The 17751-nt window shown below is 42.9% G+C and carries 11 protein-coding genes; 7 read left to right on the top strand and 4 right to left on the bottom strand.

Annotated elements, in window-relative coordinates:
* Positions 1 to 125: 125 nt before the first annotated feature.
* The 6 genes from IQ31_RS05940 to IQ31_RS05915 all read left to right on the top strand — a co-directional run bounded on the left by IQ31_RS05940 (position 126) and on the right by IQ31_RS05915 (position 12542).
* A complete protein-coding gene (locus IQ31_RS05940) occupies positions 126 to 2990 on the top strand; it encodes a glycoside hydrolase family 31 protein (protein WP_244294374.1) in 2865 nt (954 codons plus the stop codon).
* A gap of 27 nt (positions 2991 to 3017) precedes the next feature.
* A complete protein-coding gene (locus tag IQ31_RS05935) occupies positions 3018 to 6155 on the top strand; it encodes a SusC/RagA family TonB-linked outer membrane protein (protein ID WP_208734130.1) in 3138 nt (1045 codons plus the stop codon).
* A gap of 12 nt (positions 6156 to 6167) precedes the next feature.
* Positions 6168 to 7796, top strand: coding sequence for a RagB/SusD family nutrient uptake outer membrane protein (locus IQ31_RS05930; RefSeq protein WP_145327428.1), 1629 nt, complete (start codon positions 6168 to 6170; stop codon positions 7794 to 7796).
* Between the two features lie 49 nt (positions 7797 to 7845).
* On the top strand, positions 7846 to 8781 hold the full coding sequence (locus IQ31_RS05925) for a hypothetical protein (protein ID WP_145327427.1): 936 nt from the start codon (positions 7846 to 7848) through the stop codon (positions 8779 to 8781).
* 4 nt (positions 8782 to 8785) lie between these two features.
* Positions 8786 to 11230 carry a glycoside hydrolase family 2 TIM barrel-domain containing protein gene (locus tag IQ31_RS05920; RefSeq protein ID WP_158638804.1) on the top strand — a complete coding sequence of 815 codons (2445 nt, stop codon included), beginning with the start codon at positions 8786 to 8788 and terminating at the stop codon, positions 11228 to 11230.
* Between the two features lie 556 nt (positions 11231 to 11786).
* On the top strand, positions 11787 to 12542 hold the full coding sequence (locus IQ31_RS05915) for a copper resistance protein NlpE (RefSeq protein WP_145327425.1): 756 nt from the start codon (positions 11787 to 11789) through the stop codon (positions 12540 to 12542).
* On the opposite strand, the gene IQ31_RS28200 is transcribed toward IQ31_RS05915, so the two are convergent.
* Positions 12454 to 12942 (bottom strand): CPBP family glutamic-type intramembrane protease, encoded by a 489-nt coding sequence (locus IQ31_RS28200; protein WP_414711783.1) that lies wholly within the window; start codon positions 12940 to 12942, stop codon positions 12454 to 12456. The genes IQ31_RS05915 and IQ31_RS28200 overlap by 89 nt on opposite strands.
* Before the next feature lie 285 nt (positions 12943 to 13227).
* Positions 13228 to 14607, bottom strand: a complete 1380-nt coding sequence (gene mnmE, locus IQ31_RS05905) for a tRNA uridine-5-carboxymethylaminomethyl(34) synthesis GTPase MnmE (protein WP_120334635.1) — start codon at positions 14605 to 14607, stop codon at positions 13228 to 13230.
* A 177-nt stretch (positions 14608 to 14784) separates the two neighbouring features.
* Between mnmE and IQ31_RS05900 the strand changes: the two genes are divergently transcribed.
* Entirely contained in the window at positions 14785 to 15270 is a 486-nt protein-coding gene (locus tag IQ31_RS05900; protein ID WP_120334634.1) for a hypothetical protein, read from the top strand.
* A gap of 67 nt (positions 15271 to 15337) precedes the next feature.
* Here IQ31_RS05900 and xpt read toward each other — a convergent pair whose 3' ends face one another.
* Both xpt and IQ31_RS05890 read right to left on the bottom strand, forming a co-directional pair.
* Positions 15338 to 15913 carry a xanthine phosphoribosyltransferase gene (gene xpt / locus IQ31_RS05895; protein ID WP_088161115.1) on the bottom strand — a complete coding sequence of 192 codons (576 nt, stop codon included), beginning with the start codon at positions 15911 to 15913 and terminating at the stop codon, positions 15338 to 15340.
* 53 nt (positions 15914 to 15966) lie between these two features.
* Complete coding sequence (locus IQ31_RS05890) at positions 15967 to 17745, bottom strand: AMP-dependent synthetase/ligase (RefSeq protein WP_145327424.1); 1779 nt, start codon at positions 17743 to 17745, stop codon at positions 15967 to 15969.
* Positions 17746 to 17751: the final 6 nt, after the last annotated feature.

Genomic DNA, 17751 nt, shown 5'->3' with positions numbered 1-17751 from the left:
ACCCCTAAAAGTTAACAAAACATACCCCTTATACAACCGGTTGCATTCTATATTTGATCTGTTCTTTCAATAGGAAAGGACGTGTAATAACCAAGGGAATATAATAACCAATAAATCTTATTTAAATGCGCAACTTAACGTACGCTTTAAGTGGTTTGATGCTCTTCGCAATCGTGCAGCAGGGATTTAGCCAAGCCAATAAAGCTCATTATGAAAAAATGCCTTCCGGTATTAAGGTCAGCTTCAAAAATTCGGAGACCTCCATTGATCAGGATATTTATTTGGATGTCGTAACCGACAAGATTGTGCGTGTCACAGCTGTTCCGGCTGGTGCAGTCTTACCGGGACAAACAAGCTTAGTGATCGTCGATTCAGTGCGCCGGCAAGTAAAATCACTCGCGGTAAGCTCGACAGACTCGACGGTAAATGTACAAACGGCCAATATGCAGGCAGTTGTTTCCTTGATGAATGGTAACGTGGAATTTTTTGATCTTAAGGGGCAATCCATCCTTAAAGAAGCAAAGCGGAATTCAAGTTCTTTCTTAGCCAATAGTTATCAAGGTGATGCATTTTATCACATTAACCAAGACTTTATTGTCAATGCTGAAGAAGGGATCTACGGACTCGGCCAACATCAGAATGCGGTGATGAACTATAACCGTGGAAAACAGGTTTCGCTGCTGCAATATAATACAGAAATCGGAATCCCCTTTTTACTGTCCACCAATAACTATGGTATTTTATGGCACAATTACTCCATCACAAAAGCGGGCGACGTGAGACCGTTATTGCCCTTAAATGCTTTTAAACTACAGTCAAAAGAAGGTGAACCGGGCTGGCTCACAGCAACCTATGTAAATCGGAACAAGGGCGAAGAGGTTTATCTATCCCGACCGGAATCGATCATTGACTATGGCTACCTAACAGATCAGCACAAGTTTCCAAAAGGCGTAAATCTGGCCGAAAGCAAAGTCATCTATGCCGGAAGTTTCTCTTCGCCCTACACAGGCAAACATGTGCTGCATTTTAAATATTCGGGTTATATGAAAGTCTGGATTGATGGGGAGCTGGTCGCCGACCGCTGGCGGCAATCCTGGAATGCAGGTACCTTTGAGATTGAGAGAGACCTCCAGAAAGATAAGACCCACCAGATCCGCATGGAATGGATACCAGATGGAGGGGAGTCTTATTTTACCTTAAACTGGCAGAGTCCTATCCCGGAAGTGCGTAAAAACGTATTTTCCTTTAATTCGGAAGCTGGCGATGCCATAGATTATTACTTTGTTCAGGGCGCATCAATGGATGAGGTCATTGCAGGTTATCGCCACTTGTCCGGCAAGGCACCGATTATGCCGCTTTGGAGCTTCGGATTTTGGCAGAGCAGAGAACGCTACAAGACGCAAGCGGAAATTGAAGCGGTCGCAGCTGAATTTCGCAAACGTAAGATTCCAATCGACAATATTGTGCAGGATTGGTCTTACTGGGCTGAAAATGACTGGGGGAGCCAGAAATTTGATGTAAAGCGTTTCCCAGATCCTCAGGCCATGGTGAAGAAGCTGCATGATCAGCACTTTAAGATCATGATTTCGGCCTGGCCCAAAATCAATGAAGAGTCTTCCGTATACCAAGAATTTAAAGCCAACAAATGGATCTATCCACGAAATATTTATGATGGCAGAAAAGACTGGATCGGAAAGGGCTATACCTCGACATTTTATGATCCTTTCAACAAAGCGGCACGCGATGGGTTCTGGAAATTGTTGGACAACAACCTGTTCAAAATTGGGATCGATGCTTGGTGGATGGATGCCAGCGAACCAGATATTCACTCCAATATTGATCTGGATGAGCGTAAATCGGTTTTTCAGCCGAGTATAGGGTCATCTGTTCGCTATTATAATGCGTTCCCTTTGCAAAATGCCAAGGGTATCTATGAGGGCCAGCGTGAAACAGATCCTAACAAACGGGTATTTATTCTGACGCGATCTTTTTTTGCAGGGCAGCAGCGCTATGCTGCGGCGGCCTGGAGCGGCGATATTGCTTCGAGATGGCATGACATGAAAGATCAGATTGCCGGGGGCATCAATTTCTCGATGTCCGGGACACCTTACTGGACCATGGATGCGGGTGGCTTTTTGGTTGAAAATAGGTTTCACAAACCTAATGCGGCAGACTTGGAGGAGTGGCGCGAGCTGAATAGCCGCTGGTACCAATACGGGGCATTCTTGCCTTTGTTCAGGGCGCATGGACAATATCCCTACCGTGAGCCGTATAATATCGCTCCTGTGGATCATCCGGCCTATAAAAGCATGACCTATGCGATCAATCTACGGTATAAATTACTGGCCTATAATTACAGTCTTGCCGCAAAGACTTTTTTTGAGGACTATTCGATGATACGTGGACTTGCCATGGATTTCCCGCAGGACAAAGATGGATTCGACAGCAACGACCAATACCTTTGGGGGCCATCCTTGCTCGTCAGTCCAGTCACAGAAAAAGGAGCAACCTCACGCAAGATACACTTTCCAAAAGGAGCCAGCTGGTATGATCTATACAGTGGCAAGATGGTAGCAGGCGGGCAGGATCTGCTTATTGCAGCACCATACGAACGTATCCCTGTTTATGTCAGAGCCGGAGCAATAGTGCCCATTGGACCTGTCATGCAGTATACGGCCGAGAAAAAGCCGGATGTGCTGGATATTTATATCTATGCCGGAGCAGACGGTCAGTTTTCACTCTATGAAGACGAAGGGAGCAATTATAATTATGAAAAAGGGAAATATAGCCGCATTGATTTCAGCTACGATAATTCTGAACAGATACTGTCTTTGGCCAGCCGTCAGGGAGATTTCGACGGCATGCTGAACAAAAGAAAGTTCAATATCATTTTTGTCAGCGACAGGAATGCCGTCGGACTGGATGTTTCATCAGCAAAATCTACAGTGGTAACCTATGCAGGTAAAGCCTTGCAGGTCAAATTAAAATAATAAAAACCAATTTATAAATCAAGACATATGATAAGCAAACAATTGTTGAGCAGGGGCATGGCCGTCGTTGTCATGACCAGCGTGACCTCTTTGGTCTGGGCACAATCCTTCACCGGATCGGTTGTTTCGGCTGATTCAGGATTGCCGATCGGGGGCGCGAGTATCAGCGTAAAGAATCAGAAGATTTCAACGAGCAGCGATGAATCGGGCAAGTTTTCTATTGCAGCCAGCACAGGGACTGTATTGACCATTACTTACGTAGGGTACAAAACGGAGGAAGTTAAAATTACTGGTCCCAATATGGTGATCCGCCTACAGCCGCAAGCTTCCGATCTCGAAGAGGTGGTAGTCATTGGCTACGGTGTACAAAAGAAAAAACTGAATACAGGAGCCAATTTGAAGGTGGAGGGTGAAGAACTGCAGAAGCGCAATCAATTGAACCCGCTGCAGTCGCTTCAGGGACAAGCACCGGGTGTATCCATTACATCAACTTCCGGTCAGCCGGGAGCAGATATGAAGGTCGTCGTCCGGGGGTTGGGAACAATCGGTAATTCGGGCCCCTTGTACGTCATCGACGGCGTTCCGGGAGGTGATATTTCGGTCTTGAATGCGGCCGATATCCAATCTATCGACGTACTGAAAGACGCAGCTTCGGCCGCCATCTATGGTTCGCAGGCTGCCAATGGGGTTATCCTGGTCACCACCAAAATGGGCGCTGCGGGAAAAAACGTGCTGTCGTTTGATGGCTATACGGGTATTCAGAACGTTTCGCGTAAAGCAAAATTGCTGGATGCAGATCAGTACAAGCTGATCATGAATGAGCAATCGCTGAATTCGGGGGCCGCGGTGATTGATTTTAACGGCATGGACGGTCTGGCCAATACCAATTGGATGGATTATATGTTCAAGGATAATGCAAAAATGGACAATTACAATGTTGCCCTGACCGGCGGCAATGAAAAATCCACCTACGCCTTATCGATGAATTATATTGGTCAGGAGGGGATTGTCGGTGGTAAAGATGTTTCCAACTATCAGCGTTATGGTTTCCGGACGAATTCGGAACATAAACTCTTCGATAACTTTGTGAAAATAGGTCAGCACCTCAACTTTAATTACATCAAAAATCGAGGCATCAGTGTCGGCAATCAGTACAGCAATACGCTGCGTGGTGCGTTTGCCACTTCGCCCTTGTCACCGGTGTATTCAGACAACGGTTTGTACGGAAGTCCTTTCAATGATACTTCCAATTCACCTTGGTACAATGGGGACAGCAATCCATATGGGGTGATGATGACCAATTCGAACAACGCCAATGATGGCCAAAAATTATTGGCCGATATCTTTGCGGAAATCGAACCGATCAAAGGCCTAAAGGTGCGGTCATTGCTGGGATTCAACTATTATGCTTCAGAATACAGAAGTTTTACGCCCTTATACCGCTTCTCCATCTACACCTACAACCAAGATCATACAACAACCTCGCAGAACATGAGCAAAGGTCATACGCTGACCTGGACAAATACAGCTTCTTATGACTTTGATATCAATACGGATCATCGCTTTTCGGCGATGGTCGGTATGGAATCGCTACGTTACCAGGGAACTTACCTTTCGGGGTCCAACTGGAATCTGCTTTCGCAGTTCAATGATTTTGCACATGCTTACCTGGACAATACTACAGGCCAGGCACACCTGGATGAAAAAGGAAACGTCGTTGAAACGCGTACGGTGTCTGGAAAACCTGAGAACATCACCCGTAGGGTCTCGTACTTTGGACGGCTAGGCTACAATTATAAAGAAAAGTACCTGTTGAATGCTACATTGCGTGCAGATGGATCCTCTAAATTTTCGCGCAGCAACCGCTGGGGATATTTCCCTTCGGTATCGGCAGGCTGGGTAATTTCTTCGGAAGAGTTTTTTAAAGAACATTTAGCGGCTGTAAACTTCTTTAAACTCCGCGCTTCATGGGGGCAAGTGGGCAATCAGGATATCGCTGATTTTCAATATGCGGCACCAATCAGTACCTCAACAGGCATTACATCGTCCAACCCCGGCGCACATTATGTCTTTGGAACGAGCAACAATAATATTGCCGGGGCTTATCCGAGCCGCTTATCCAATCCGAATCTGACCTGGGAAACTTCCGAACAGACCAATATCGGATTTGATGCCAAATTTGCGAACAGCCGTCTGGATGTTGTTGCCGACTTTTATGTCAAAAAGACGAAAAACTGGTTGGTTACAGCGCCTGTTTTGGCGACAACCGGAACGTTGCCCCCTTTTATCAATGGCGGTGACGTGAAGAATACAGGGGTGGAACTGGGACTAAATTGGGCGGATAAGATCAATGAAGTCAAGTATCGCATTGGGGTAAATGGTGCCTATAACAAAAATAAGGTGGGACAGATACCAACAGAAGATGGTATTATCCACGGACAGACAGCCATGTTATACGATAACTCGGAAGAATTTTACCGCGCCGCAAACGGCCTGCCCATTGGCTACTTCTGGGGGTATAAAACAGACGGTCTATTCCAGAACCAAGCCGAGATCGACGCCTGGAAAACAGCCGGAAAAGGTATCCTTCAAGCGGATGTAAAACCGGGCGATGTGAAATATGTAGATCAGAATAACGATGGTATTATCAATGCCTCGGATAAGACAAATTTGGGCGTGGGCATGCCTAATTTTACCTATGGATTTAATATTGGACTGGATTATAAAGGATTTGATTTCTCGGTGAATGCCTATGGTTCCCTTGGAAACAAAATTGTACAGTCTTACCGCAATCATGCCAATAAACAAGCAAACTATACCACACGAATATTAGACCGATGGACCGGGGAAGGTACTTCCAGTACGATCCCCCGTGTTACGGAAACTAATGTCAATTGGCAGTTTTCAGACCTTTATATTCAGGATGGAGACTTTCTTCGGATCAGCAATGTGACCTTAGGTTATGATCTGTCGAAACTGATCAAATGGAAGTATGCTAATCAGATCCGCTTCTACGTACAAGGTCAAAACCTGTTGACGTTCACCAAATATGATGGGATGGATCCCGAGATTGGTTATGGAACAGATGGTTGGGTATCGGGTATCGACCTCGGTTACTATCCAAGACCAAGGACTGTATTATTTGGCCTAAATGTTAAATTCTAAACACAAGAAATCATGAAAAAAACGAGCTATATCTATCATTCCATGTTATTTGGATCCTTAATCTTAGGATCATGTTCATCCAGTTTTTTGGATGTCGAACCGATGACAAGCGTTTTGGAAAGCAATTTTTATAAAACGGTAGCCGATGCCGACATGGCTCTGGTCGGCTGCTATGATGGTTATCAACGGACGACCTCCAATGGGAGCCAGTCTTTCTATCTGACAGCAGAGGTGGCCGCCGACAATTGTTTTGGCGGAACAGGTACAACAGACGGTCGCTCATTTCAGGCAATAGACCGTTTTGATATTGCGCAGTCCCAATCGGACAATAATATCTTTGATGGTACCTGGTCTGATTACTATGCGGGAATTTTTCGCTGCAATACGCTATTGGGAAAATTGGACGGCACTGATTTTTCAGGCAACACAACAGCGCGGGCGCGTATCGAAGGGGAAACGAAATTCCTGCGGGCCACCATGTACTTTGATCTCGTCCGTCTATTCGAAAACATCCCTTTGCTAACGAGCCCGACCAATGAGAATATTCCACAGTCGGACCCCAAAGCGATTTATCAACTGATTGTTTCAGACCTTAAATTTGCGGCTGCCAATATACCAGCAACAGCTTACCCCAAGTCAGCTGCGGCAACCAATGATGGTCGGGCAACTCCATTTGCTGCTAAAGCGCTACTGGCCCGTGTTTATCTATTTTATGCAGGCTATTATGGCGGCGAAGATATCGGTGTCTCCAAGGTCGAAGCCCTGGCGGGACTCGAAGAAGTTATCAGCAGCGGCCAGTTTGCGCTGGTGGCAGATTTTAAAAATCTGTGGCCGGCAGCGAGTTATATCCCCAATGCAAGCAATAATACGCTAGATATCTCCAAATATGCCGGTAAGGGAAATGCTGAGGTTGTATTTGCACAGAAATTCAACAATACATCGAACTACAACGGTTATGTTGACGGCAACCGCTGGGTCGTCTTTCTGGGCTTGCGCGGTAAAAATTGGTCGCCTTATGGCCAAGGATGGGGGGCATGTACGGTAAGCAAAAAGTTCTTCAATGAGTTTGACAACATGGATACACGCAAAACTGCCTCAATTATTGATATCGATGGCGAGAATATCACGGGATTTGATCTGAAAGACCAGCGTGAGTATACAGGTTACACCATAAAAAAATACGCCCCCACAGCATTGCCGGACGGCACCACCAATACTGGAGGGGATAAGGATATGCAACTGTCCCAAGACCAGGATTACTTTGTCATCCGCTATGCTGATGTCTTGCTTATGGCGGCAGAACTTGGTTCCGCAAACGCACAGAAATACTTTGACGAGGTAAGGAAAAGAGCGTATAAGACCAATTTTGTGTCGCTAGCAGTTTCAAAAAACAATATTCTGAAGGAAAGAAAATTTGAATTTGCGTTTGAAGGTATCCGCTATTGGGATGTATTGCGGCAGGGGCTGAATAATGCCGCCGCTACACTGGAAACAACCGAAGATGTGCTCAGTGGATCTGTACCGGAGAAGGTCACTGTGACTAAAGAGCGTTTTTTGACAACGAAAGGATTTATGCAAATACCTAACAAGCAGATTACCTTATCCAATGGTGTACTGAAGCAAAATGCTGGATGGAACTAAACACAGGTATACTAGGACTTACTATTGGTTGAATTATAACTAGACAAACATGAAAAAGATATTCACATATGCCATCTGCTTTTTTGCGGCGATGGTACTCTTTGGAGCCTGTTCTCCCGAGAATTATACACTGGGAGACATTGATGTCACTTCGGCGCAGTTGGAGAAGGGAAAGGCCTTTATCGTTGAACATGACGCCAGCAATCCCAATATTGTGTATTTAACCAGCTTGATGGATTCAAAATACACCCCATTGTGGGAACATCCACAAGGACGGAGTCAGGAGAAAAAGGTAACCCTGAAAATGCCTTTTCCCGGTGAGTACACCGTTAAATTTGGTGTCGAGACGCGTGGTGGTATTGTCTATGGCGAGCCTGTGACATTTAAAATCGATCAGATGTATGCCGAGTTTATCAGTGACGAGACCTGGAGCTTATTGACGGGCGGGGCAGGGGAAGAGAAAACCTGGTACCTCGATCTGGATGCTGAGGGTATTTCCCGCTACTTTAAAGGTCCAATGTATTTTTACGGCACCGGTGACTGGTGGGGAAGCATCAATAAAACAGCCGCGCCTTTAAATAGCGATAGCTGGAGCTGGGAACCCGATTGGAAAGGCAATAGCTGGCTTATGCCTGCCGGTGATTATGGAAGTATGACTTTTGATCTGAAAGGCGGTGCAAACATCAATGTGAATCATGCTATGCTGGGGAAAGTCCAGAAGGGGACTTTTAATATCGATACCGAAAAGAAAACCATCCGTATGACCGGCGCTTCGCCTTTACATGGAAAGCCACAAGATGGGATCGTTGTCGACTGGGGCGATGTCCGTATTATGTCGCTGACCGAGAATACGATGCAACTGGCGGTATTGCGGGATCCTGTGCTTTCGAACGACGGAGCAGCTATGCTGACCTTTAATTTTATCAGCAAGGCCTACAAGGAGAGTTTGACCGAAAATGCCTCGGATACCAATAAGACTAAATAAGCCTATGTTGAAGCGACTATTTCACACAGGATATAGCCGAATGATGATCCTGCTCTTCCTGTTATTGGGGGCGACGGTCTCCTTAAGGGGACAGTCCAGAAAGGTTATTGATTTTAATGGGGGCTGGTGGTTTAAACTGGACAGCAGCCAGCAATATGGCCATGGACGAAAAGGAGAGGGCTGGCGAAAACTCGATCTACCCCATGACTGGAGTATCGAAATGCCATTTAGAGAAAACAGCCCCGCAGGTAGCGGGGCTGCTTACCTCGATGGTGGCGTAGGATGGTATCAAAAAACGTTTAAGCTGGCTCAGGCTGAGTACGGGCAACGGATATTTATTGCATTCGAAGGTGTGTACGAAAACAGTGAAGTCTGGATCAATGGGCATTTTTTAGGAAAAAGACCCAATGGTTATATCGGATTTGAATATGAGCTTTCCCCTTATTTATACTGGGATGGTAGAGACAACCTGCTTTCAGTAAAAGTAAACAATAAGAATCAGCCCAACTCGCGTTTCTATTCGGGGTCGGGGATCTATCGGGATGTCAAATTAATCAGCCGGAATCCAGTCAGCATAGGAACGAACAGTACCTTCATAAGAGCTGGGCAGCTCAGTGAGAAACGTGCTGTCGTGGATCTCTCCCTGGAAATTGAGCATAACCTTGAGGAATCAAAAAAGATTACGCTACTGACAGAGGTTCTTTCGGCTCAAGGTGCTGTTGTCGCAAGCGAACGTACCATGTTGAGCGCTGTCAAAGCAGGTCTGTACTCCATCGCTCAGCAGATAGTCCTCGAAAATCCCGTCTTATGGGGTATTGAAAATCCCTATCAATATACTGCAAAAATTAAACTTATTGTTGATGGTCGGGTTTTAGATGAACAGCTTACGAAATTTGGCTTACGTAATTTTAGCTTCGATCAGCAACGGGGCTTTATACTGAATGGGAGGCAGCTTAAAATCCGGGGTGTCTGTTTACATAGTGATCTCGGCGCTTTGGGCATGGCATTCAATACGTCGGCAGCATTACGTCAGCTCCGCATCATGAAAGCAATGGGGGTCAATGGGATACGCACCTCACACAACCCTGCGGCTCCAGCGTTTTTGGACCTTTGCGACAGCTTGGGTTTTGTCGTGATGAGTGAAACTTTCGATGTCTGGAAAGGGCATAAAAACCCTTATGACTATCATTTATACTGGGACGAATGGTACAAGCGGGACTTTGTTGACCATGTCAAAAGGGATCGGAATCATCCGTCGCTGTTTATTTGGTGCCTGGGCAATGAAGCGCAGGAGCAATGGCATTCCAAAGCTGATGGTACAGCGATTCCGATCGCGCTGGCAGCAATCGTCGATAGTCTAGATGGCACACGTCCAACCACCATTGCCAATAATGAGCTCTCCAAAGCCAATCCGGTGCTGATGAGTTCGGCGGTAGATCTGATTGGCTACAACTATAACCATAAGAAATGGGCAAGCTTCCCACAGGATCACCCCGGAAAGAAGTTTATCGTAACGGAAAGCACTTCGGCGTTGGAAAGCCGCGGAACGTATGATTTGGTTCCTTATGATTCTAGCCGCATGTGGCCTGAACGATGGGATATTCCTTTTTCTGGCGGGAATGAAGACAGGAACATATCGGCTTACGACAATGTATTCACACCATGGGGTTCAAATCATCAGACAAGCTTGAGGTTGATGGAAAGGTATGACCATATTGCTGGGATGTATGTATGGACGGGATTTGATTATCTCGGCGAACCCACACCGTACACCTGGCCGGCACGAAGTTCGTACTTTGGTATTGTGGATCTAGCCGGGTTTCCGAAAGATGTCTACTATCTGTATCAAAGCGTATGGACAGAAAAGCCGATCTTACATGTATTGCCTCATTGGAATTGGAAGCAAGGTGACCGGGTAGATATCGTCGTGTATTTTAATCAGGCTGACCGGGTGGAGCTTTATCTGAACGGTAAAAAGATAGGGGAGCAGTCCAGAGACCCAGACCGGTACGACCTTGTATTTAAGGCCGTTGAATTTGAACCAGGGGAGATTGAAGTAATATCGTTTCAAGGTGGCAAGAAACTGCTAAGTAAAACGATCCGTACGGCAGCAAAAGCGCATCGTATACAATTGTCTTCAGAAAACCTGACTTTCAATTCGGCAAACAAAGAACTTTCCTTTGTGCATGCCTATATCGTGGACGAGTTTGGTACGATCGTTCCTGATGCAGACGATAAAATCGAATTTGAGGTGAAGGGAGACGGTGCAAAAATTGTGGCGACAGACAATGGCAATACGACGGATCTGACAAGCTTCCAATCAGCTTCTCGCAATGCTTTTCATGGTAAAGCCTTGGCGATTGTCACGAGCAAAAACAAAGGTGAAATACGGGTAAGGGCAAAAGGTGAAGGACTAATTTCGGGGGTTATTCAGCTTGAAGCCAACTAGCTATTGCCCCCGTTCTGCGCCGGATCTGTATGTTTTTTGTTCACTAATAAGAGCAAGGTTTTACCATGGTAGGACCTTGTCTTTTTGTTGTATCGTGCTATCGGCAATTTGTTAAAGACGTTGTTTCTCCATTATTACCGATAAAAGACTGTGGTAAGTACAATATATCCTAAAAAGGAAATAATTTGATAAATGTTCGTGAAGATATTTATATTTGATCAGAAGCCATTATTAGCAAATGATACCTGTATCGCTGACACAACAAGAAAACTTACAAGGTATTATTAAGTATTTTATCATAGGATCTTAATTAAAAATAGCATGAAAGAAAAAGAATTAAGCGAACTATCGGACCAAGAATTATTAAAAAAACGGAAAGATTTGCTGATCTTCAAAAGGTTCTCTGTAATATTAACCGTATTGTGCCTTCCGGTTGTGGTTTATAGTATTGTGAAAAAATAACTTTTCCTGTTTAAGAAGAACAAAGAGTAAATTAGGTGAACATTTTGTGATATATTTGTATTCTATCCCTAACAAAGCAAAGGAAAAATGGATTATGATCAAAGTATTGTTGTCAGCACTTCTTTATTTTTCACTAGTATTCTCCGTATTTGCTCAAAAAGCTTCTAAACCGATCTTCGGTACGTATGGGGAATATTCGACCCGTCTGACTCTAAATCTAGACAGCACATTTGAGCTTATTGAAGCAGATCCTATTTTCCCCTATACATTTGAATCCTATACGAATAGAGGAGATTGGGAAGTAAAGGGAGATACAGTAATTTTAAATCCACACCTGGAAAAAAGATTACCCAGGGTATCGGTACGGGAAAAGTCAGTCCAAAAAGATAACGATTCTATTTCAGTAACGATCAACTATTATTTGGAAACTTATGAGAAAAACGAGATGAGCAGTAGAACTCCGTTTTACTTCGAATTACTTTCCATATATATTAACAAAAAGAAAAATTATCGAAATATTGTCCATGTTCCGCAATATAGACATTGCATGTTTTCTTCCAGACTAAGAAAACAAATCGTTATTGATTCAACGAAAACATTTAATTTTCCGAGACAGGACGTTTACAAGTTAGGTGTATATTCGTACGGCTTTGAAAAAGCTATCGAAATTAAAGTCAATAATACCCAGGCCAACCATTACGAGATCACTGTTATACAACCCGTGGACAAAGAGCGGATGCCTAGGAGCAAAAAGGTTATTATCAAAAGGAGGCAAGCCTACTACTATGAATGGAATGGAAAGATCTCCAGTGGAATTTTCTCTTTGTCTCCTTTGGAGCGTTTAAATTAGTCTGTAAGAATAAATGTAAGTAACCAGTAAGGTTGTCAAAATCACTCCCGTGCTTTAATTTATCCATTTTAGGTACATAAAAACCACTAAATGCATTATTGTAATTGAATCTATAACTAGAGAAGTTATTTAAAGTATATTTGACCGATAAAAGGAAGTTATATAGTATATGCAGTAAGCAACTGTAAATAAATCCATATGGAGCTCTAGCATATTCTAGGATCCAACCCCTTGAAAAATAGAAAGCCAATAAAAATGGGATTAATAATAGGTTTTCAAAAGTCATATTGTAGCGCTTATAGTGAAGTATTGCAAAGATTATCGCAGACAAAATGAATATTCTACGTTGATTATATGTCCAAAATTTATTTAATGCATCCTGATTTTTAGAGTATGCGATACCGTAATAAAAATTAATATCGAAAAAAGTGAATCTTCAATAGTTGTTTTTTATAATCATAGCACTACGGCAAGTCCAGTCCATGTAGCTGTGAGAAATTCTAATGGACAGTATAGCTGGAAAGTAGGTGGGTTTAATTTTGAAGAAAACCAGGACTATTCAGTTTTATTTGAGCGGTAATACATTTTAAAGATAAACATTAATAATGAAAAAAATCACTTAAAATGTTTATTTTAAGTGATTTATAATCAATGATGGTTATTGTTTATTATCGTTAATTAAGATTTACTTTCCGATACAAAACTTGGAAAAGATATTATCCAATAAATCGTCTGTAGAAACACTTCCGGTGATTTCACCAAGATGATATAAGGCTTGGCGTATATCCATCGCTAGGAAATCAGAAGTGACAGGATTGTCAATCCCATAGATTACGCGTTCCAGTGAATCTGCTGTTTTTTGTAGCGCTTCTACGTGACGGATGTTGGTGACCATGACATCGTCGGTATTTAAATTTCCTAAATGTACACGATTGATCAATTCGTCTTTCAGTTCCTCGACACCGATTTGTTCTTTCGCTGAAATGTAAAGCGGATTAAGGACATTGTAAACCTCTTTTTGCGCCTCAGAAAGCAAATCTGATTTATTGATAATGGTGACAAATGGAATTTGTAGGCGCTCGATTTCAGGTAATTGCGCTTGTACTTCCTCGACTTTGTCCTGTGTAGGGTCAAATAGGTAAATGATCAATCTCGCCTGTTTCATCTTTTCACGGGTACGCTCAACACCTTTTGCTTCAATAACATCTGCCGTCTCACGTATACCTGCTGTGTCAATAAATCGGAACGTGACGCCATGAATATTAATTTCATCTTCAATGGTATCGCGCGTTGTTCCTGCAATATCTGAAACAATGGCACGTTCTTCGTTTAAAAAAGCGTTCAATAGGGTTGATTTTCCTACATTAGGTTTCCCGGCAATAACAACAGGAACACCATTTTTTAGGACGTTACCCTGTTCAAAAGACTGCACTAATTTTTGAACAATAACCTGTATTTTATTGATTAGATTTTTTAGCTGATCTCTGTTGGCAAATTCCACATCTTCTTCCGAAAAATCAAGCTCTAATTCAATCAGTGAAGCAAAGTGAATGAGATCTTCACGAAGGGATTTAAGCTGATTGGAAAAGCCGCCACGCATCTGCTGCATCGCCACTTGATGTGAGGCTGCAGAATTAGATGCAATTAAATCGGCAACTGCTTCTGCTTGGGATAAATCCATTCCGCCATTGAGAAATGCACGTAGGGTAAATTCTCCCGGACGGGCGGCACGTGCTCCTTTTTTGATGAGTAAATTTACAACGCGCTCGATAATATATTTGGAGTTATGCGTTGATATTTCCACCGAATTTTCTCTCGTATAGGAGTTCGGAGCTACAAATAAGGAGACCAATACTTCGTCAATGATCTCTTCGCCATCGCGTATGGTTCCAAAATGGATGGTATGTGATGCTTGTTGAAGTAGGTTCTTTCCTTTAAATATTTCGTTCGTAATTTTTATGGCATTTTGGCCCGAAACGCGTATGACAGCAATAGCGCCATTTGTTCCGGAAGATGTCGCTAATGCAACAATGGTATCTTCAGTGATATATCCCGTATTTGACATGGTACAAAGATACGTTAAATTGAAGTAATGGATTCTATATATTGCAGCACAAATTAAATTCATCTTGATCGATTAAACCTTTGTTCAAACATTGAAGTCATACCCATAGAAACGCTTGTAAAAAAGAATGGAACACAGGCAGAGTGGAATTGATTTTTAAATTTAAATTATACTGTTATGAGAAAGATGATATACTTCGCGTTGGCAATTGGAGGGCTGGTTTTAATCGCTCCTCAACAATCTTCGGCTCAACATCGTGGACATGAACGTGAATGGAAACAGGACAAAGAGCGTAGAAAATATGAAGAGAAAAGGGATAAGGAATATCGAAAATATTTAGAAAAACGCGAAAAAGAAGACCGTAAGTATCATAAAGAAGTAGCTAAGTCATACCGAAAAGGATACCGTCATGGAGCACCGGCCTGGGCAAGTGCACATCGTTACGATAGTAGACACCATGTATACTTTAGAGATTACAAAACATTCTACGATCCTTACAGAGGAGGTTACGTGTATATGCGCAATGGTCGTTGGAATTTTTCAGCAAACGTACCTTCTTTTATGTTGAATGTCAACTTGGGAGCAGCCAATATCCGGATTGTAAAAGATGTTGCAATTAGCAGACATCCTGAAGATTTTTACAACGACTACCGTTGGGATTAGAAAGAATTTATCTTGTTGTTTGAATAAAAAAGCCTCAATCTTTAGGAAGATGAGGCTTTTCTTTTTGCTATTCTTCTTCGAAACTGACTTTATTCACTTCAAGCGACTTTATCCGCGCTAACGATTCAATTCTTAAATCGGGCAATTCTCTTAATCTTTTGCCACCTTCCTGGAAGGATTTTTCAATAATAAATCCCATGCCCAATACTGAAGCCCCCGATTGTTTAACGAGATCGAGCATACCAAAAGCGGCATTCCCATTGGCCAAAAAATCGTCTATAAAAAGAACATTGTCGCTCGGCGTAAGAAACTCTTTGCTGACACAGATGTCATAGGTTCGGTTCTTGGTAAATGAATGCACCTGGCTTACATACATATCAGCCATGGTGGTCGGTTTTGCTTTTTTTACAAATACAACCGGTAATTCCAAAAGGTAGCCAAGCATGATCGCTGGGGCTATTCCGCTTGCTTCAATTGTAATGATTTTATTGATCGGGAGGTCTGCAAAACGACGGACAAATTCCACCGCAATAGATTTCATCAATACGGGGTCCATCTGGTGATTGATGAAGTTGTCTACTTTAAGTATGCCTCCTGCAAGACTTTTACCGTCATGAAGGATTCTATCCTTTAATAATTTCATGTTTTACTCGTATAAATATAGCGCGCTATGTCAAAATTTTGATTTGTTAATCCTTAATCCATCTCCATCTGATAGAGGTTATTGAACTCTTCTTGATGATGTTCGAGAATTACTTTTCGTTTCATTTTCAAGGTTGGTGTTAACTCTCCATTTTCAATAGTAAATTCATCTGTTAAAATAATTGGTTTCTTAATCTGCTCCCAGTTACCAAAGTGCTGGTTCGCACGACGTACCTCCTGATTGACTTTTTTTACAATGGCAGGGTCAGTCAGAAAATCATCCTTTGTCATGGTTGCAAGTTCAGGAGCATCTGTTCTGGCCCAATCCAACAAATGGGCATAGTTTGGTACAATAAAGGCAGAAGCAAACTTCATCCCGTCACCGATAACCATTGCCTGTTCAATAAATTTAGATTCAACGAGCTTGGTTTCGATAGGTTGTGGTATGACGTACTTCCCGCCCGAAATTTTGAACATCTCTTTTTTTCGGTCAATGATTTTCAAGAATTTTTCATCTTCCCACTTTCCTATATCTCCGGTATGCAGCCATCCATCAATGATCGTTTTATCCGTTTCGGCCTTGTTCTTATAGTATCCCATCATGACATTAGGGCCTTTTACTAATATTTCTCCGTCTTCAGCAAGTTTTATTTCAACAAAACGGACAGGAAGGCCAACAGTACCTATGCGTATTCCTTTGATATAATGATTGACCGAAATGAGTGGGGAGGCTTCGGTCATGCCGTAACCCTCATATAATGGAATTCCTGCAGCTAAGAAGGCACGTGTTAGTTTACTATGAAGAGAGGCTGATCCAGAGGCAACGGTAAGTAATTCGCCACCTAATGCTTCATACCATTTGTTAAGGACAAGTTTCTTGGCAAGCTTTAGTTTGAGATTATAGGATAGACTTCTTTTCTCAGAATTTGGATCATATTCTTCTGCAACTGAAACAGCCCAATCAAATACTTTGCGTTTGAAACCACTGAGATCATGACCTGTTTTCATGATTTTCTCATAAACTTTTTCAAGAATACGTGGGACAACGGTCATGATATGAGGTTTTACTTCCTTCAGATTATCACCAATCTTGTCAAAAGATTCTGCGATATAGATCGTAAAGCCAAGATACATATAGGTATATAAAACCATACGCTCGTAGGCGTGACAAGGAGGGAGGAAGGTCAGTCCGCGGTCATAAGCTTTACAAGGGGTAATTTCTGCTGCGCCCAATACATTGGAAAAGATATTATTGTGTGACAGCATTACGCCTTTTGGTTTGCCCGTTGTACCGGATGTGTAAATCAGGGTAGCGAGATCTTCAGGTTTAACCTGGTCACGTAGTGCTGCTAGTTTTTCTAGGGAGCAATTGGAGCCTATATCATTCAGTTCTTTCCAGCTACGTGTGCCTTCCTGATCTGCGATACAAAAAATATACTTCAATGTATAGATTGAGTCGGTTAGATTCATCAGGCGATCGTACAGGCTTTTGTTACTGACGATGCAAACCCTGATTTCGGCGTCATTAAAGATATATTGATAGTCTGTATCCGTAATATTTGGATAGATGGCCACCACCACTGCACCAATTTGCTGGATTGCAAAGTCAATCAAATGCCATTCCATACTGCTGCCGGCAATGAGGCCAACTTTCTCGTTGGGTTTCACGCCAAGTTCAATCAGCCCTTTGGAGAGGCTGTCTACTTGTTCAAGAAAATCTGCTGTTTTGATATAATTCCACTTGCCGTCCACTTTGTGTGCAAACATATCAAGATCGGGGTATTTGCCCATCTGTTGACGTGCAAGATCAAATAATCTAAGTTTTTCTTCCATTTCAAA

Source organism: Sphingobacterium siyangense, assembly GCF_007830445.1.
GTDB classification, from domain to species: Bacteria; Bacteroidota; Bacteroidia; order Sphingobacteriales; family Sphingobacteriaceae; genus Sphingobacterium; species Sphingobacterium siyangense.
This window is presented reverse-complemented; position numbering and strand designations above follow the sequence as displayed.